This is a genomic window from Paenimyroides ceti (assembly GCF_030409925.1).
Map to the genome: position 1 here is coordinate 1,432,525 of NZ_JAUFQU010000001.1, position 18,642 is coordinate 1,451,166.

Below are 18,642 nucleotides of genomic sequence, written 5' to 3' on the forward strand. Positions count from 1 at the left end.
GATAAAAAAAGAGAAACTACAGCTCCTCTTTTTCTTCTTCTTCGTGTAAAGGAATGATCTCCTCTTGCTCTTTTTGTATTTTTAATTCTTTCTTCATTTTTATAAAAAGTGCTATATAACTTGCAATCCCACATATAAATGCTATTAAGCACAGTTTTCCAATGTAGGGATAGGTAAGATCCAAAGATCCATTTTCGATTATCAGTATGCGAAAAGCCGGTAAAAAATGGGTCAACGGAATAATATTGGAAATCATTTGTATCCATTCCGGCATTTGACTCAAAGGCCAGGTAAAGCCAGATAAAATAAAGCTTGGCGTAGCAATAACCATTAATATTTCTGTTGCTTTTAACTGGTTTGGAACGAGTATGCTTACCAAAATTCCAATGAAAGAGACCGCAATGATAAAGATTCCTGCCACAAGTGTCAATGCTCCGAGATTGTTATAAAACGGAATGTGAAACCACCATGTGAAAAACCAGTACATAAGCCACACTCCAAAGCTCATGATCAGATAAGGTATGATTTTTACGCAAAGCAGTTTGAAAGTAGAGGGAACTAATCTAACGAGTTCACTAAAAGTCTGATTTTCAAATTCGGAGGCGAATGAAAGTGCCAGTCCCAACAAAATGACCTGTTGTAAAACAGTAGCCAGCACTCCTGGCCATAGAAAATACATATAATTGGTGCTTCTGTTATTTTTCTTTATAAAAGTAGTTTGAAAAGGTTCATACTGGCTCATCAACAGATGTTCCGGTGTACCTTGCTTGCGCAATGTTTCTAACTGAGTTCCTACTTTTAACGTACCCAGACAAACCTGTAGTGCTCCGGAAGCATAATTGGCGGTAAGTACATTTGCTGTATTGACAATAGTTGTTATTTCAGGGTATTTTTTTGTCAATACCTTTTTTTCAAAATTTTCAGGAATGATTACAATACACGCAGCGTCTTTCTCTATTGCCAGGCGCGAGAGATTGCTTTCATCGTACCGAAGTGCTGCTACAGACAAAATTTCGTTGTCTTCCATCATCTGTATGGCTTTTCTGCTCAGAGAACTTTGATCTTTATCTACCACAATGATGGGTAAGTCTGTTACCTTTCCCTTACTATAAGTATAACCTATGAGGATACCGTACATCAACGGAGCTCCTATAAAGAGCAGCCGGAGTACTTTATTGCTCCAAAAAAGCCGGAATTCTCTTTTTAATAATGCTAAAAATTGTTTCATAGCTTATTGGTTTATAGTAACGGTTGACTGGGAAAGTAATGCTGCTGCTGCATTATTGTTTTCAGGGCTTATGGTTACTTCGTACAGAGCATCCTGCATCTCATAATCGGGATAGGCGGTAGCAATATTGGCATAGCTGCCTAATTTTTTGATGTTTTTGACTTTTCCTTTGATGGAACTATTATTGTATGGGACATGAAGGGTTACTTCTTTTCCTTTTTCAAATTGACTCAGCTGACTCTCTGCAATGGTAAAACGAAAAGTAGTTGATTCGTTTAATGATCCGGTAAATAAAGTATAACCTGGTAATGCTAATTCACCTGTGCGTAGGGTGATATTTTCTATGGTCATATCCTGTGGTGCTACAATATAACGCTCTTTTTCTGCAGTTTCTACTTCCTGCAAGGCGCCTAATGCACGGTCTTGCTGGCCTAATGCCATATTCTGCTGTTCTACGCGAACACCATGCTGTACATCTGCAATTTCTGCATCTACTGCTATAAGCTGGGCTTTTGCTCCCTGATATTTTGCAAAAACTTCATCATACTGTTGTTGTGGGATCAAAGAATCTTGGACCATAGCTTCCAAACGTTTCAGGGACTTTTGAGCAAATTCATATTGTTCCTTAAGTGCTGATTTTTTAGCATTTAATTGTTTTAACTGATTTGCTGTAGCTCCTTTTACGCTCATGTCGTATTGTGCTTTTGCTGACAGAACAGCTCCCTGTGCCTGAGATTTTTTGGCTTCTACTTCAGGAATATCTAAAATAGCCAGAGTGTCACCTTTTTTTACGAAATCACCTTCACTGACTAAAATCCTGTCAATTCTCCCGGCAACTTTACCGACTATGCTTATTTCATCACGTTCTACTTTTCCCTGAAGTACTGAATCTAAGTGAGGTTTTTTATTACAGGATAATGTTATAGCTGCTATACTGTAAAGAATTATTATTTTTTTCATAGAGCGTTTATTCAATGGTTAGTAATGGATATAGGGGACCTGAGCTGCTGTATGTTTCAATGGCTGCAGCTCTCTGTTTGATAAGAATTTCTATTTTATTTAAGGACTGTTGGTAAATATCTGTTTCGGCAGTCAGGCGTTCGGTTATGTTGATCAGACCCTCTTTGTATTGTTTCTGTGCCATAGTGACGTTGTTAATGGCAATTTTCTCTTTTTGAATGGCAATATCTACCTGTGAGAGTAATGCTTCATAATCGGCTTTATTTTTTTGTAAAAGCAGTTGCAATTTCTCTTTTGTATCTGTTAATTTGTTTTCAATCTGTTCCAGATTGAGTCGGGCTTCTTCTATTTTATGTTTTCGCTCAAAGCCACTGAATAATTCCCATTTCAAGGCAAGTCCAAACATCCAGTTCGGATGAAGTGTAAATTCATCTAATCGTAAATTCAGAGACGTATTAAAGGCAGAAACGGGAATGTTGGCACCGGCATTGAATACTGATGTATAAGAATAGCTGCCAAAAGCACCCAGTGTAGGTAGTAAGCTCCCTTTTTCTTTTTTAATCGCAAATTCAGAGGCTCTTTTAAATGATTCAAGAGCTCTTAATTCATTTCTGTTTTCACTTGAAAGATCTTCAAGAATAAGAATTGCATCTATGCTATAGTCAACTTCTGCGATATCCATTTCAGCAATACCTGTAAGCTGTTCTATTTTCTGAAATAAAAGCTTTTGTTTGTTTTCAACATCTATTTTTTTAGATTTTAGTTCAAGAGCGGCAAGTTTTATTTTATCTCTGTCATACGGAATGGCAAGACCGAGTGCAATTGCTTTCTCTACACGTTCCTGTTCTTTATTTAATCGCTGTTCACTTTCTTCAATTAATTTTTTGGCAGCATATAATAGTTTAATATTGTCAAAAGAACTGATTACTTCTTTAATGATTCTGTCTTCTTCACTGTTCATCATCAACGATGTACCTTCTGTTTTCGCTTCGAGTGCTCTGGCACCATTTAGGATCTGACCTCCACTGAAGAGAACGGTTTTTGCAGTAATACCGCCATGAAATACATTGCCGTAGCTGCTCATTTTTTGTGATCCGTCAAAAAGCTGGTTTCCGATAATCGGTACTGTAAGTGTCGGTATATCTACTGTAATGTCATTATCAAAATAGCTGTATAGGGCAGTAGCTTCTACTTTAGGTATGTATTTGTTTAAAACACTCTTTCGTTCATTATGCAGTTTTACAAGTTCAATGTTTTGATTTTTTATGGTGGCATCTTTTTCCAGAGCTCTGTCGATGGCGTTTTTAAGATCCGTACTTACTTTAATCTGCGCTGCAACTGACACAGAAAAGAGAAGGGGAATTCCCAGTGTAAAGATTTTTTTCATAGTGTTTGTTTTTGCAGGTTTTGATAAATGGTATAAAAGGCTTTTTTTATCAATTCTATTTCTGTATCAGAAATTCCTTTCGTCGCAGTTTCTATGGTTTCATTCATGACTGTAATGACTTCTTTTTCTATGCTTTTTGCCTTATTTGTCAAATAAATAAGATTCAGACGCTTATCATTTTTTGCAGGTTTTCGAATGACATATTCTTCTTTTTCCAAATGATTGATTAAACGGGTAATACTTGGCTTATCTCTATAAGTTTGTTTGGCAAGCATTTGTTGGGAGCATCCATCTGTTTTCCATAATATTGCAAGAACAGACCATTGCTCTTTTGTCATGTTGATACCCGCTTTTTTCAGATTGTGTGATAAATGTCGTGCTACAAGAATAGGGGTTCTCCCGGTAAGCAGGTTGTATTTATCTTCATTCGATATAATGGTTTCTTTCTGCATAAAGAATGTTGTTAGTTGTTTAAACAACTACAAAGATATAAAAATTAAATAGTTTGTTCAACAACTATTTCTTTTAAAAATCTATATATAACTGTTATGTAATACAATATCACTTATTTTATGATAATTTAATAAAAATAATCTGTATTAAAAATACAGATTATTAAAGTACAATCCTAATAGTTTATTAATTAAAAATAAGAGAACAATAAGTGGAAAGAGGATTTACTTTATGTATTATTCAGTTATACAATTTAATGTTCTAATTGACGAACCATGCTTTTCAGGATGCTTTTTACAATAGCTTTATGAAAGGGAGCAATACAAGTAAAATAAATACGTCCCATAGTATTATGATATTTTACTATGGTGGTAATCTGCAGTGTAAATTTTTGTTGTTGGTTTAATGAAGGGGTAATGTGTAATGAAACTTTAAAATCAAGATGTTTGTCTTCTTCTCCAATGATTATCTCCTGATCGTTTTTATATAGTATTTTAAAGATACCAAGGCGTTCTCCCGGATGGTATTTAAAATTCTTTAATTGTTTTTCTCTGTTCGCAAGCGAATCCCCAGTTTTTAATCCGAATAAAGCTACTATTTTGTTTCTTAACAAAAATAAATACTGAATCCAATTCGGATCGCCGGAAAAAAATGCGGTTGCGAGTGAAGTGCTCTTAATTTCTTTACGGGGACTTAAAAAAGCAATCTCATAACTATCGCTATAGTCATACACTGTTTTTTGAGATAGAAGTATAGTATCTGCAGGAAAGGTGCTTTTAATGATTTTCATTTTGAACGTAGTTTTTATAGCATAAGAAAAATAATATCTTCATAGTTGTCTTTTATCTTATTTTATCGGTTTATCTGGAGACATATAATTGCTGTATAAAGACAAGGTCAAAATTAAGTTTTTGAATGTCTGTAATGCTTAACTTAAGTTAACGCATACTCAATTTTGCATGCTTTTTATTTGGGATAAAAACACACTTATATAAAGAAAGTAATAGAGAGATTAGTATTTGCTGATGCGCTTTCTTATTTTGCTTAGCGACTGTGGCGTTATTCCGAGATAACTGGAGAGGTATTTTTGTGGTATCTTTTTATGAAGTTCCGGCGTTTTAGCCAATAGATGAAGATAGCGTTGTTCCGGATTCAGATATAAGAGTTCTTCAATACGCTGTCTTGCATCTAAAAATATTTTTTCTGCCATTTGTTTTCCAAACTGCATCCAGTAGATATCGGTAAGATATAAACCTTCGAGTGCTTCTTTCTCAATAAACCAGATCTCACAATATTCAATAGCCTGAATGTTTAATCGGGATGGACTTTCTAAAAGATAACTTCCGAAATCACCAAAAAAAGAGTCATCTGTCTGTAACAGAAAGCTTATTTCATTTCCTTTTTCATCCGTGTAGAAAGTACGTAAAGCTCCTGTTATTAAAAAACCTAAACTGTTTACATATTGACCTTCTCTGAGCAGATATTCATTTTTTTCGACTGATTGTGAGATGAGATAGTCTTTAAAGATTTTCCAACGTTCTCTATCAATACCAAACAGAGCAGCATATTTTTTTTCAATATCTTTCATTTGAAGCTGTATCGGTAGTAAACAGCTATTTGATATCTTTCCACCATTGCCCGAATACCTGTGAGGCATCGTCTAAGTAAACGGTTTGTCCGATCATAGGTGTTACCAACGGAAAGTTGTATTTATCTTTGTTGAGTGCCGTAATTTTTTTTAAGGGTTCATCCCACGGATGCTGTGCCAACATAAATTTTGAAGAATGCACCGGAAACAAACGTTTGGTTTTTAGATCATTTGCAGCTTCCAATACTTCTGAAGGCAGCATGTGAATAGCCTGCCATGCAATATTGTATTGTCCGTTGTCCAAAATGGCAAGATCAACAGATCCGTGTTTTGCATTGATTTCTGCAAAATGGGTGTCATAGCCGCTGTCACCTCCCATGTACAGCTTAAAATCCTTTGCTTTTAAAAGAAAAGAGAGCCATAATGTATTATTTCTTTTAAAAGTTCTCCCGGAAAAATGGCGTGCAGGCGCTGTATATAGTTCCATATCGGAGGTTATCTGTACCGATTCATTCCAATCTTTTTCAATGATTTTTGTAATATCAAATCCCCACAATTCAAAATGAGATCCAACGCCAAGCCCGCAGACAACATTTTTTATTTTATCTTTCATTGCCACTATGGTCTCATAATCCAGATGATCATAATGATCATGTGTAATGAGCAAATAATCAATATCAGGCATATCATCAGCTGTATATATATCTGATCCCGCAAAAGAAGTATTGGTTCCGGGAATAGGGGAGGCATTACCGCTAAAAACCGGATCAACTAAAAACCGTACGCCGTTGAGTTGTATGAAATAAGAAGAATGACCAAACCAAACCATAACGTTTTCATTTTTATTCAGCTTTTTAAGATCCGTTTTTACTGACGGCAAACGGTCAACGGGTCTTCTATTCGGAAACTTTTTAAAAAGCTGATCATACATGATGCCAGGCATGGAATATCCTTCTGTAAGATCGGGAGTGAAATGTTGGTTTTGAAATTTTCCGTCTTTATAATTTGGTGATTGAAGAAGTTGTTCCAGTCGTTTACCGTTGGGTGCTGTACCAAATTTGGGCTGCCGCATATAGAAGATAACAACAAGACACAAAAGAGCAGTGATGCTTAGTATGATGATCATAAAATACTTTATTATTTTAAAAAAAAGATGCATTCAAAAATAGGTTTAAAAAGGTGATTTATCATTTCCTTTACCGGTTCAGATTATTTTTTAAACATAAAGTAAACCGCTAAAATCAATAAGGCAAAAGCAATAAGGTGGTTGTATCTGAAGGTTTCCGTCTTAAAGAATACTAAGGTAAAAACGGCAAAAACAACGAGCGTAATTACTTCCTGAATCACTTTGAGCTGGAGAAGTGAAAACGGACCGCCATTTCCTTTAAAACCCATTCTGTTGGCTGGTACCTGAAACGCGTATTCAAACAGTGCAATACCCCAGCTGATGAGTACTATTGCTACAAGTCCCAGTTTATGAAACCATTTCCATTCAGAAAATTTAAGATGACCATACCAGGCCAGCGTCATAAATGTATTGGAAATGACGAGAAGCAAAATGGTGATAAATCCTTTCATATATCAAAATAAAAAGATAAAAATAATATAAATACTAATTGGTTACTACTTCCAGACAAATTCTTTCTTTCTGAGGATGAATGTTTCGTTTGGTCTGATTTTTTTCAAAAAGTGTTTTCAAATTGATTTTCATGTATGAATTGAAAAAGGTGTTGCAGAACCAACACCTTTTTTTTATTTCGTTTTGAGCATATTCAACGCATTTTGCAATGATGCATCATGGTCAAAATACAACTGTATGATGCGTTCCGTTGTTTTTTCATTTTTAAGAGTTTTTCTTAGCGTATTTGTCAGAAACTCATAATTAGTAAGGGTAGATTTGTCTTTTAGCAGAACACTAATCCATTGCCACATTTTCTGCTGTCCGATTTCTTTTTCTATGGCTGTAAAGATAACAGGTGCATAATAATATACATACAGCTCACGGTCATCATATTGTTTCTGGGATTTTATTTTGCGAAAAGGTATTGGAGTAAAATCTTCAAGTTCTTTTATTTTATCCTGTAGTTTTTTATCATATACTTCTTTTCCAATGACTTCTTTTGTAAGCTGTAGAGACAAATATTCTGCAAATCCTTCTGCCATCATATCACCTAATTCGGAGTTGAATACTTTATAGGTTCCGAAATAATAGTGCCCTAATTCATGAGCAATAAAAGGTCTGTACCAATTCTGCATTTTCGGATCAAATAAACTTTTAAATCCATTGTCACCCCAACCAATATCAAGAATTGTCGGGTAGGAAACAAACAGCCATCCGTCTGCTCTGGAAGTAGGCGTAGTTTCTACGAATGTTACCGGCTGATCAAAAGGAATGTTTAATTTTTCCGTATAAAACTTTTTGTAGGAGTTGATAAGAAGACTGAATTCCTTTATTTGTTCCTGAGTTATGGTTGTGTTGAGTATGAACGTATTACCCATATTTGAAAAGTCATAATTACCACAAAATAAAGTGAGTTCTTTTGGAGTATCGCTTTTAAATTTCGCACTACTGCTTTTTACAGGTGCATTTCCGTTTACATACAGTGTAGTACAATCTATACAATTGATTTCAATGTTGTATCGTACTTCTTCATACGTTTTATCCATTTCAGCATCATATAATACCGGGTACCATGCAGACTGAACACCATCTGTTCTGACGGAATTATGATTAAAAGCAATATTTCCTTTCCAGTCTTTTCGGCTGTAGTTTTCGAGAGTATCTTTTACAACCGGAAATTTGCCTACATATTTGAATTGAATTGTTTTCGGAAGAAATTTATTTTTTCTCGTATTATCCGGAAAAATGTAGGCATTGGATTCTCCTGTAGAAGTACTATCGGAAAGTGTCTTGTCATAATATATTAAAAAGTCCTGAGGCTCCTTGCTTCTGAAATGTAGCGGATTCATCCCGGAATTTAACCGGATATAATAGTCTTTAACGTTTGGAATATCAGTTAATGTGAGATCACATTCAAAAGTACCCTGCGCAATTGAAATGTTAACCTTTCCGGTAAGCAGCGGAGCTTTTTCCTGAGCAAAGAGTGTCATATAACATGCTGAGAAGAAGAGTACAAGTAAAATTCGCTTCATATAATAATAGTTATAGTTACATTTTAGTAATAATAATCATGGTGTGCAGAAAGATTTTTAAATCGGTTGTCTAAAGTATATAAAAGATTGGTAAATGTCAAAAGAAAATGAATTTGCGGATAAATTTTTCATAGTTGTGATCTATATCACAGGTAAACTGTTCTCTGTTTTCGGAAATTTGTACTATTAAAAATAAAGACAAATGCTTTTTGATCAATATACATTAGGAACTATAGATATAAAGAACAGAATTGTTATGCCACCCATGACACGTTCGCGGGCTGCAAGAGGTGAAATAGCTACCGATCTTATGGCGCATTATTATGCTCAGCGATCTACAGCGGGATTAATCATTTCAGAAGGATCACAAATCAGCCGTCAGGGTCAGGGATATGCATGGACTCCCGGTTTATTTACTGAAGAGCAGATTGCTGGCTGGAAAAAAGTAACAGCTGCTGTTCATGCAAATGGAGGAAAAATATTTGCTCAGTTGTGGCATGTAGGAAGAATTTCGCATCATTCCTTACAACCTAACGGAGAAGCACCTGTAGCTCCGTCTGCTATTTCAGCTGAAGGAGTTAAGGTATTTTTGGCCAAAAATGGAAAAGAAGCTTTGAGCGGAGAAGGAGAAATGGTTCAGCACAGCCACCCGAGAGCTCTTACTATAGATGAGATTAAACAAATCATTTCAGATTACACACAAGCAGCGAGAAATGCTATTGAAGCCGGATTTGATGGTGTAGAACTTCACGGGGCAAACGGTTATCTGATTGAACAGTTTATGGATTCAGAAACGAATAAAAGAACGGATATATATGGCGGCAGTCTGGAAAATCGTCTGCGCTTTTTAAAGGAAGTGGTCACAGCTGTTGCAGCTGCTGTTGGTAAAGAGCGGGTTGGAGTGCGTCAGGCTCCGTTAACAACATTGATGGGTGCAATAGATGCTCATCCTGAAGAAACATACATTGCTGCTGCAAAAATACTGAATGAGATAGGAATTGCTTACATACATATTGCGGAAGCAGATTGGGAAAATGCTCCCGTAATGGCGGAATCTTTTAAGGAAGCATACAGAAATACGTTTTCGGGTACTTTGATTTATTCCGGCAAATATACCAAAGAACGCGCAGAAGAGGCGCTCCATAAGGGATGGGCAGATCTTATCGGATTCGGAAGACCATTTATTGCGAATCCTGATTTGCCAATGCGCATACAAAATGATTGGCCTTTAAATGAACCCGACAGATCTACTTTTTTTGGCGGAACTGCAAAAGGCTATACCGATTATCCGTTTTATAAAAACGATAATGTTTAAGAATAATTAAAATAACATAATATGAAAAATAAATTAGGAAAAAGTGATGTAAAGGTTTCTCCGCTCACTTTAGGAACATTTGCCATTGGCGGCTTAATGTGGGGAGGAAATGACAGAAAAGATTCTGTTGCAGCCATCCGTTCCTCAATGGATGAAGGTATTACTTCAATAGATACAGCGCCGTTTTACGGACTTGGATTGAGTGAGGAGGTTGTAGGTGAGGCTATTCAATCTTATGATCGCTCCCAAATAGAAATCCTTACAAAATTCGGGTTGGTCTGGGAACCGGAAGTGAAAGGATCTTATGCTTTTGATGCAAGCTTTGAGGGAAAGAGTTTTCCGGTATATAAGAATGGTACCAAAGCAAATGTTATCCGTGAGGTAGAAAATAGTTTAAAACGCTTGAATACGGATTATATAGATTTAATACAGTTGCATTGGCCGGATCCGCAAACACCTGTTGCAGAAACAATGGAAGCAATGCAGCACCTTATGCAACAGGGTAAAGTACGTGCTATCGGCGTATCTAATTATGATACAGCTCAGCTTGCAGAAGGTATGAAAAGTGTTGTTATTCATTCTAATCAGGTACCCTACAGTATGCTGAAACGCGAAATTGAAATGACTCTGATTCCTTTTGCCCTGAAAGAAGATATAGGAATTATTGCCTATAGTCCTTTGGAAAGAGGATTGCTTACCGGAAAATATACTGTCGGGGCTGCTACTTTAAGTAGTGATGATCACAGAAATACTTATTTTCAGCAATTTGAATCTGATAGATTAAAGAAATTGTTGAATACGTTGCAGGATATCGCTGCCTCTAAAAATTGTAGTGTTACCCAATTGGTATTGGCGTGGACCATACAGCAAAAAGGTATTACAACTGTTCTTGCCGGAGCCAGAAATAAGGAGCAGGCTTTACACAATGCAAAAGCATTGCATGTTTCTTTACATAATGACGAGTTAGCGATTATTAATCAGTATCTTTAAGAGTATGAAATCAATTATAAACAATACAGGCATTTCTCTGCTTTTGTTATTCAGTATAACAGGAGTTGCCCAAACTAAAAAAAAGGAATTTATGAAAGAAAAGATTTTGTTTGTGGTCACCAGCCATGATACGAAAGGTGACACCGGAGAAAAAACCGGATATTATCTCGGAGAAGTTTCACATCCGTGGAAAGTATTTACACAGGCAGGTTATGAGATAGATTTTGTAAGTCCGAAAGGAGGTACACCTCCCGTGGATGGTTTTGATCTTAGCGATCCTGTCAATAAAGAATTTTGGGAAGATGCCTATTACCATCAAAAAATTTCTAACAGTATGAAACCTTCCGATGTACAACCGGAATCGTATAAAGCTGTTTTCTATGCCGGTGGACATGGAGCTGTATGGGATTTACCCAATGATATGCAAATTGCAAAAATTACTGCAGCTGTTTATGAAAAAGGAGGTATTGTAGCAGCAGTATGTCACGGACCAGCTGGATTGGTAAATATTAAACTGAGTAATGGAGAGTATCTGGTAAAAGGCAAGAAAGTAAATGGCTTTACTAATGAAGAAGAAGCTGTAGTTAAACTTACAGATGTAGTTCCGTTTCTGTTGGAAGACAAGTTAATAGAGCGCGGTGGATTATATGAAAAGTCCGCACCCTGGCAAGTTCATGTAACTACGGATCAGCGTCTGATTACGGGTCAAAACCCACAATCAGCTACTGCTGTAGGTGAAGCTCTCAAAAAAGAGTTGCAAAAATAAAACGAGTATTTACAGATAATCAAAGCGCATATTTCTTTTGTATTTTTACAAAATGGAATACGCGCTATTTTTACGTCAGCATATAGATCATGTCATTCAGCTGACAGATGAAGAATTTGAAGAAGTTAAACAATATTTTACATTGGTAAGAGTACCTAAGAAAAATATGCTGCTCAACTGTAATGAACAAGTAAGTAAAGAATATTTAGTAGTTCAGGGTTGTATGAAGCTTTTTACTTATGATGAAGCAGGAAAAGAATACATCATGCAGTTTGCAATGGAAAACTGGTGGATTTCTGACTATCCTGCATACCAGAATCAGACGCTTTCTACCACCTGTATTCAGGCTTTGGAAGATTGTATTGTTTTAGAATTGCCTTTTACTGATAAAGAGATTTTACTGCAAAAAATCCCTAAAATGAATGTCTTTTTTGGAAAGAAGTCGTTTGGCGGATTTGTTGCTTTACAGAAAAGAGTTCTTTCCCTGTTAAAAAACTCAGTGGCTGAAAAGTATGAACTACTGCTTTTACAATATCCTGAATTGTTTCAGCGTGTTTCCAAAACGATGATTGCGCACTATTTGGGGGTTTCGCGTGAGACTCTGAGCCGGTTACATAAAAAGTAATTTTATAGCTTAATTTCAAGTGAGGCATCATATTTCTTAAGACCCGTTAAAAAAGCCGGTATGTTTTCGATGACTTCATGGCTGTGATGTATACCTTTGGGAAATGTATCGTTTAAGCAAAGTAAAGCCATTGCCGTAGCCGTATGAGCTGTAATTTTTCCTTCGCCGTTTCCGGTAACACTGCAACTCAGCATTTGATATTCTTTATTTGTTCCTGTCACTTTTACTCCAAAAACATCACTTCCAATGGTTATTTTTTTAAAAGAATGGATGAGCAATTTTTGAATTTTAGGAGATTGGAAAATACGGGTGATTCCTGTTTTTGCCAATATGTATATCACTTTTGTAAAAAAACGACTGTCAAATGCCATTCTTGTTACAATTTGTTTTACTTTAGTTGTTTTAAGCAGTGCATGCTGATCAGAAAAATCGAACAGATAAAAGGTACGCTTTCCTTTGAGTATTATTTTTTTCGGTGCGCTGAAACTTTTTAGCAGATGCTTCTTGCCGTTATATTGTATGGAATACCTTTTGTGTAAATTATCAAATGTCCATTTATAAGCAGAATCTCCGTGTTTTTCTCCCATTCCTAATAATATAAAGATGTTGATTTCTTTGGTTTCAGACTGCGTATTCATAATATTTTGTGCGAGCAGATTGGTAATTCCGGGCGCCAGTCCAACACTCAAAATAGCGCTGGAACGATAGGGTAGTTGTTTTTTCTTAAGGTTTTCTATTTTTTCAATTAAATCTTTATCTGCTGTAATGTCGATGTAGTGAATTCCGTTAACAAGGCAGTATTCTACCCAAAATGGATCAATCTGATCAATACACATTATTACGAGTTCAATTTCTTTGAGAAGTTCTGTATCAATCGGTTGTGTACTATCTAATTTGTATGGGATCAGATTTCCTTTTACTTTGTCGCATAATTTTTTAGCTTTAGTGAAACTTCTACCGGCAACAATAATCTGTCCCGGATAATGAGTTGTCAGGTTCTCCGCAATAGTACTTCCAACAGCTCCATAACCTCCTATAATTAAAATTTTTCCTTCCATCATTGTATGTATTTTCAACAAAGGTATTTCAAGTCAAAAATGCCCGCAAGTAGTTACTCTAAAGGAACTATAAGAAACTTATTTAGCAGTCTTATCGCAAAATCAATACTTTTGTGTTTTAATATTCGGGAATTCTATGGAGAAAATAGTTTATGATGCCAATTTCTGTATAATGACTGATTTCTTTCGGATGACAGGGGGTAAGTGGAAGTCGGTTATTCTCTATCTCATTCGCAAAGATATCAACAGGTTTAGTCTCCTTATGGACGCTATGCCTACAATAAGTAAGAAAGTACTTACACAGCAATTAAGAGAGATGGAGCAGGATGGTTTGCTGATACGGGATGTTTTGGTAGCAAAAGCACCTATGGTTGTTGTATATCATCTTACTGATAAAGGGAAATCATTAAGACAACTTATCGATGGCATCATCGAATGGAATAAACACTATTTTTGATTAGAATTTAAGAAAATTGCTGACAATAAAAATCCTCTTATTTTGAGTAAGAGGATTTGATTAAGGTATTTTTCTGTTTATTTTCTTTTTAAATCAAAGGATCTAAGCGGTTGGTACACCAGTGGAATTTCTTCAATAATAACATCACTTTTATCCAGACCAAAAGCCTGTTCGTCTTTTTGTCCAAGTCGTTTGAGCATAAAATAAGATTTCAGAATCAACCCGTCTCTAAGTGCAAATTCATTTTCTACAGATAAATATTTTTCCATAACAATAAATTTAAAATCAATACCGGGATTGTATTTGGTAGAACCGTTATTTTTTAAGTGCATATTCAGTTCCTTATTGGCGATAAGGTCATCAATGATTTTTTCAAAATACAATTCTGTTCTCGGTTGAATACGAAAACCAATATTTAATACAATTTTGATTACTTTATCATCTACCAGCTCTGATACTTCATAATCCAATGTATAGGGATGATTGGTTCGGTTAATATGAAAAAACCAATAGACATCAGCTCTTTTAGGTTTTTTTGCAAAGATAGATTGTATTGTTCGTTCCTCTATTTCATGTCTGCGATTGGCTTTGGTGAGATAGATGAGATGGGTACAGAATTTAGGAATGGAATTATCCATACTCAAGGCGGTAATCTTTCCGGAAAATTTGCCCAAATCCACAAACTTGGTGTATTGATTGTTGATTTTTCTGCCAAAGTAACTTACATACATGATAAAGAAGAAAACTCCTCCAACAAATACGGTGATGTATCCGCCTTCTTTAAATTTGACAATATTGGAAATAAAGAAAGAGATTTCAATAACTCCAAATACCGATAATAAGCCCAATACAGCAAGTTTATGCCACTTCAGTTTGTAAAGCAAAAAATAAGAGAGCAAGAAGGTAGTCATCATCATGGCAAGTGTAATGGCTAAGCCGTATGCCGCTTCCATGCGTGATGACGTCTGGAAATACAGAATGACCATAAGACAGCCAACCCATAACAATGTATTTACGCTTGGAATGTAAATTTGTCCTTTTGTTTCTGTCGGTTGTTTTACAGCAACACGTTGCCAGAAATTTAAGTTGATGGCTTCATTAATAAGGGTAAAAGAACCGCTGATAAGTGCCTGAGAAGCTACAATAGCTGCTAAAGTAGCAATTAATATACCCGGTAATAGAAACCATTCCGGCATCATTTCAAAAAACGGATTTCTTCCTTCGAGGAATGGGGTATCCTGATGCAGCAGCCATGCCGCCTGACCTAAATAATTGATTACAAGACAGGTTTTTACAAAGCCCCAGGTAATACGGATATTTTTTTTACCGCAGTGTCCCAGATCAGAGTACAACGCTTCAGCTCCTGTAGTACATAAAAATACTGCTCCTAAAATCCAGAAGCCCTGCGGATATTGTGTGAGCAATTCATACGCATAATACGGATTCAATGCTTTAATAACGGAAGGATAATGAATGATCTGGCTCAGTCCCACAGCCAGCAAAACAGTAAACCATACTGCCATCACAGGTCCGAATACTTTACCCACTTTTTGTGAACCGAAACGTTGAAAGAAAAAGATACCTGATATGATAGAAAGTACAATAGGTACCGGAGAAATATGTTTCAAACTGTCAATCATGGTAAGCCCTTCAATAGCCGAAGTAACGGATACTGCCGGAGTAATAATACCATCCGCCAGTAATGCGGCAGCTCCGATCATGGTAGGAATGATCATCTTTTTACCGTATCTCTTTACCAGTGAGTATAATGAAAATATGCCACCTTCTCCGTCGTTATCCGCTTTGAGCGTCAGCCATACATATTTCACAGTGGTTTGTAACAGCAGTGTCCAGAAGACACATGATACCCCACCAAGTACCAATATTTCACTGATTTCTTTTGTACCAATAATGGCTTTAAAGGTATAAAGGGGACTGGTTCCTATATCTCCATAAATTATTCCCAGTGCAATCAGTAAGGAGCCGACTGTAATTTTACCATCCAGTCCAATTTTGTTTTCCATAGTAGTAATGCTTACGTTTGATGGTACAAAATTGAAGCATATTCTATAAAGAAGGTATAAAAACCATCAGACAGTATATAAAGATTTTATAAAGATAACTGTATGTATAGTTATAGGGCTTCGCAATCAGTTACTGAAAACGATATCCTACACCGCTTTCGGTAATGATATGCTTTGGCTGATTCGGATTTTTTTCAATCTTTTTGCGGAGTTGTGCAATGAATACTCTGAGATACTGGGTTTCCAGCTGATATCCGACACCCCAAATTTCTTTGAGAATGAATTGATGGGTCAGTACCCGTCCTTCATTTTTGATGAGAAGTGCCAGCAGGTTATATTCTGTAGAGGTCAGTTTAACGGTTTCATTGTCACATTTGACAATTCGGGCTACAAGGTCGATTTCCAGTTCTTCTACTGTAATTTTATGACAATCAGATTCATTACTGTTTCTGCGAATTGCTGAGCGAATGCGTGCCATGAGCTCTCCCATCCGAAAAGGTTTGGTCAGATAATCGGTAGCACCATTATCCAAAGCTTCTACAATATCAGTTTCATTATTCTGTACAGACAAAACAATGATACCCTTTGTGTACCATTCTCTGAGTTCTTTTAATATTTGATGACCGCTGATATCAGGTAAACCCAAATCCAGTAAAATTACATCAGGAAGCTGATTTGCAGCCAGTAGCAGGCCTTCTTTACCATTGACTGCCTGATGAATTTTATAACCGCTCCCTTCCAGATTTATCTGTAATAATTTCTGAATCTGTATTTCGTCATCTATAATTAATACGGATGCTTTATTCATTTTTTAAATTTTTTAGATAAGAAACTTCTGACGGAATCCGAATGGTAAAATGTGCGCCTCCCTGAGGTAGATTCTGAAGAAAAATGGTACCGTTATGAGCTTCAACAAATCCTTTTGCTATGGAAAGACCTAAACCGGTACCTCCGGTTTTACTATGTGGCAGGCGATAGAATTTTTCAAAAACCTTTTCTTTTTTATCTTCTGGAAAACCTATACCATTATCCCAAATTATGATTTCGAGATGTTCCTTGTCTTCTCTTAATTCAATACCTATTATGGTGCCTGGAGCAGTATATAAAACAGCATTGTGAACCAATCCGTATAATACCTGCTCCATCAGACCTGCATCAATTTTAAAAAGGGGAAATTCTTCTTCGGGTTTGAAAATGATCTGATGGGTTTTGAGATCAGGAAATTTCTGTATTACCAAAAAAATAAGTTCATTTACATCACACCAATCTTTTTTTAGTCTCAGATTTCCGGTTTCCAAACGGTTCATATTCAACAGGTTTTCTACCTGTCTGTTGAGTCTCATACTGGCAATTTCCATTTCTGTAAGTAATACGCTTTTATAGTCTGGTGAAATGAGTACATCGTGCTCTTTAAGCATATCAATAGCTCCGATAATGGTAGAAATGGGGGTACGGAGTTCATGTGATAACGAATTCAGCAGGGTATTGTATAATTTAATCGTTTTTTCTTTTTCTTCTTTTTCCCGTATCTTTTTTTCCTGTTTACGGATTCTGTTTGTCAGGATTGCGCTTACAAGAGCCATCAAAAGATAGATGAAAAACAAAAGGGCATTCTCTGCATTATTTATTTTGTAGTGCAATATCGGATCTATAAAAAAGATATTAAGGATAAAAGCGCTCAATACAGCTGCTATAGTAACAGGGATGATATCATATACAATAGACAAAATAGAAACCATAAGCAGCAACAGTAAAGCTACAATCTGATAGTCTATATACTCTTTTAATAAAAAGCATACAGAGGAAAGTAATACCACTGAAATGATGCTGACAGCATATTGTCTGCCTATTTTTATTTTTTCTCCTTTCAAGCTTTTGAAGTTTTAATAATACAAAGGTAATCAATGCTGTGTAAAGATTTTATAAAGACTTTTTACGCGTTTTTATTGACAAGTTTATAGGCTATAAAGTAAAGCAAAAGGCAAGATTGCATACATTTGCCGGAATATCTTACCTTTAACAAATGGAACTGATGATATGATTGACGAGAAAATACTTTTGCGTATGGGGGCGCATTATAAGACCTATGAAAGAGGAACTGTTATTTTCTTTCAGGATACCTATGCGGTTTACTATTACCAGATCATCAATGGAGAGGTAAAAATGAATAACTTCAGTGAGGATGGAAAAGAGTTTATACAAAATATTTTTACTGCAGGGCAGAGTTTTGGTGAACCCCCTTTGTTTATAGAGGAAAAGTATCCTGCTAATGCGACTGCTGTCACCGATTGTACGCTTATTTGTTTAGAAAAAGATCTGTTTATTGAAATGCTGAGACAATATCCGGAAGTTTCTATAGAGATGAACCGTAGCTTATCCAGAAGATTGTGGTACAAATCTGTTATGGCTCCTGAGATTTCTTCACAAGATCCGGCAAAGCGTTTACTGACATTACTTACATATTTTAAAGTACATCAATCAGAAGATGTAAACACGCCTTTTTGTTTTCAGATTCCCATGACGCGTCAGCAATTGGCTGATTTGACCGGATTACGGGTAGAAACCGTTATTCGTACCATCAAACAACTTGAAAAGGAAGGCAGACTGCAAATCAAAAATAGAAAAATATTTTATTAAT

Annotated in this window: 19 protein-coding genes; 6 read left to right on the top strand and 13 right to left on the bottom strand. The window is 36.0% G+C overall.

The window, feature by feature from the left end; all coding sequences use genetic code 11:
• Positions 1 to 16: 16 nt before the first annotated feature.
• From QW060_RS06910 to QW060_RS06950, 9 genes are all read right to left on the bottom strand, one after another.
• Positions 17 to 1,228, bottom strand: a complete 1,212-nt coding sequence (locus QW060_RS06910; RefSeq protein ID WP_290362911.1) for an ABC transporter permease — start codon at positions 1,226 to 1,228, stop codon at positions 17 to 19.
• Between the two features lie 3 nt (positions 1,229 to 1,231).
• A complete protein-coding gene (locus QW060_RS06915; protein ID WP_290362912.1) occupies positions 1,232 to 2,188 on the bottom strand; it encodes an HlyD family secretion protein in 957 nt (318 codons plus the stop codon).
• 7 nt (positions 2,189 to 2,195) lie between these two features.
• Positions 2,196 to 3,575, bottom strand: coding sequence for a TolC family protein (locus tag QW060_RS06920; protein WP_290362913.1), 1,380 nt, complete (start codon positions 3,573 to 3,575; stop codon positions 2,196 to 2,198).
• On the bottom strand, positions 3,572 to 4,054 hold the full coding sequence (locus tag QW060_RS06925; protein WP_290362914.1) for a MarR family winged helix-turn-helix transcriptional regulator: 483 nt from the start codon (positions 4,052 to 4,054) through the stop codon (positions 3,572 to 3,574). Before QW060_RS06925 ends, QW060_RS06920 begins: the two co-directional genes overlap by 4 nt.
• Positions 4,055 to 4,281: 227 nt before the next feature.
• Positions 4,282 to 4,818: a DUF2867 domain-containing protein gene (locus QW060_RS06930; RefSeq protein ID WP_290362915.1), complete on the bottom strand. Its 537-nt coding sequence runs from the start codon at positions 4,816 to 4,818 to the stop codon at positions 4,282 to 4,284.
• A gap of 222 nt (positions 4,819 to 5,040) precedes the next feature.
• A complete protein-coding gene (locus QW060_RS06935) occupies positions 5,041 to 5,685 on the bottom strand; it encodes a Crp/Fnr family transcriptional regulator (RefSeq protein WP_290362916.1) in 645 nt (214 codons plus the stop codon).
• On the bottom strand, positions 5,642 to 6,742 hold the full coding sequence (locus QW060_RS06940; protein ID WP_290362917.1) for an MBL fold metallo-hydrolase: 1,101 nt from the start codon (positions 6,740 to 6,742) through the stop codon (positions 5,642 to 5,644). The genes QW060_RS06935 and QW060_RS06940 overlap by 44 nt, the downstream gene beginning before the upstream one ends.
• 83 nt (positions 6,743 to 6,825) lie before the next feature.
• Positions 6,826 to 7,194: a DMT family protein gene (locus tag QW060_RS06945; RefSeq protein WP_290362918.1), complete on the bottom strand. Its 369-nt coding sequence runs from the start codon at positions 7,192 to 7,194 to the stop codon at positions 6,826 to 6,828.
• 174 nt (positions 7,195 to 7,368) lie between these two features.
• Positions 7,369 to 8,769 carry a gluzincin family metallopeptidase gene (locus tag QW060_RS06950; RefSeq protein WP_290362919.1) on the bottom strand — a complete coding sequence of 467 codons (1,401 nt, stop codon included), beginning with the start codon at positions 8,767 to 8,769 and terminating at the stop codon, positions 7,369 to 7,371.
• Between the two features lie 202 nt (positions 8,770 to 8,971).
• Between QW060_RS06950 and QW060_RS06955 the strand changes: the two genes are divergently transcribed.
• Genes QW060_RS06955 through QW060_RS06970 form a run of 4 tightly spaced genes read left to right on the top strand, consistent with a single transcriptional unit; the run spans position 8,972 to position 12,465 of the window.
• Positions 8,972 to 10,084: an alkene reductase gene (locus QW060_RS06955; RefSeq protein WP_290362920.1), complete on the top strand. Its 1,113-nt coding sequence runs from the start codon at positions 8,972 to 8,974 to the stop codon at positions 10,082 to 10,084.
• 21 nt (positions 10,085 to 10,105) lie between these two features.
• Positions 10,106 to 11,074 (top strand): aldo/keto reductase, encoded by a 969-nt coding sequence (locus QW060_RS06960; protein WP_290362921.1) that lies wholly within the window; start codon positions 10,106 to 10,108, stop codon positions 11,072 to 11,074.
• A 4-nt stretch (positions 11,075 to 11,078) separates the two neighbouring features.
• Complete coding sequence (locus QW060_RS06965; protein WP_290362922.1) at positions 11,079 to 11,840, top strand: type 1 glutamine amidotransferase domain-containing protein; 762 nt, start codon at positions 11,079 to 11,081, stop codon at positions 11,838 to 11,840.
• A gap of 52 nt (positions 11,841 to 11,892) precedes the next feature.
• A complete protein-coding gene (locus tag QW060_RS06970) occupies positions 11,893 to 12,465 on the top strand; it encodes a Crp/Fnr family transcriptional regulator (protein ID WP_290362923.1) in 573 nt (190 codons plus the stop codon).
• Positions 12,466 to 12,467: 2 nt separating this feature from the next.
• Here the strand turns inward: QW060_RS06970 and QW060_RS06975 are convergent, their stop codons facing one another.
• Complete coding sequence (locus tag QW060_RS06975; RefSeq protein WP_290362924.1) at positions 12,468 to 13,541, bottom strand: saccharopine dehydrogenase NADP-binding domain-containing protein; 1,074 nt, start codon at positions 13,539 to 13,541, stop codon at positions 12,468 to 12,470.
• Positions 13,542 to 13,659: 118 nt separating this feature from the next.
• On the opposite strand from QW060_RS06975, the gene QW060_RS06980 reads away from it, so the two are divergent.
• Complete coding sequence (locus QW060_RS06980) at positions 13,660 to 13,980, top strand: winged helix-turn-helix transcriptional regulator (RefSeq protein ID WP_290362925.1); 321 nt, start codon at positions 13,660 to 13,662, stop codon at positions 13,978 to 13,980.
• 77 nt (positions 13,981 to 14,057) lie between these two features.
• Here QW060_RS06980 and QW060_RS06985 read toward each other — a convergent pair whose 3' ends face one another.
• From QW060_RS06985 to QW060_RS06995, 3 genes are all read right to left on the bottom strand, one after another.
• Complete coding sequence (locus tag QW060_RS06985; protein WP_290362926.1) at positions 14,058 to 16,004, bottom strand: KUP/HAK/KT family potassium transporter; 1,947 nt, start codon at positions 16,002 to 16,004, stop codon at positions 14,058 to 14,060.
• Between the two features lie 130 nt (positions 16,005 to 16,134).
• The gene (locus QW060_RS06990) at positions 16,135 to 16,812 is read right to left on the bottom strand and encodes a response regulator (protein ID WP_290362927.1); all 678 of its coding nucleotides are present in this window, start codon (positions 16,810 to 16,812) and stop codon (positions 16,135 to 16,137) included.
• A complete protein-coding gene (locus QW060_RS06995; RefSeq protein ID WP_290362928.1) occupies positions 16,805 to 17,875 on the bottom strand; it encodes a sensor histidine kinase in 1,071 nt (356 codons plus the stop codon). The genes QW060_RS06990 and QW060_RS06995 overlap by 8 nt, the downstream gene beginning before the upstream one ends.
• 193 nt (positions 17,876 to 18,068) lie before the next feature.
• Here QW060_RS06995 and QW060_RS07000 point away from each other — a divergent pair, with 193 nt between their 5' ends.
• Entirely contained in the window at positions 18,069 to 18,641 is a 573-nt protein-coding gene (locus QW060_RS07000; RefSeq protein WP_317623169.1) for a Crp/Fnr family transcriptional regulator, read from the top strand.
• Position 18,642: the final 1 nt, after the last annotated feature.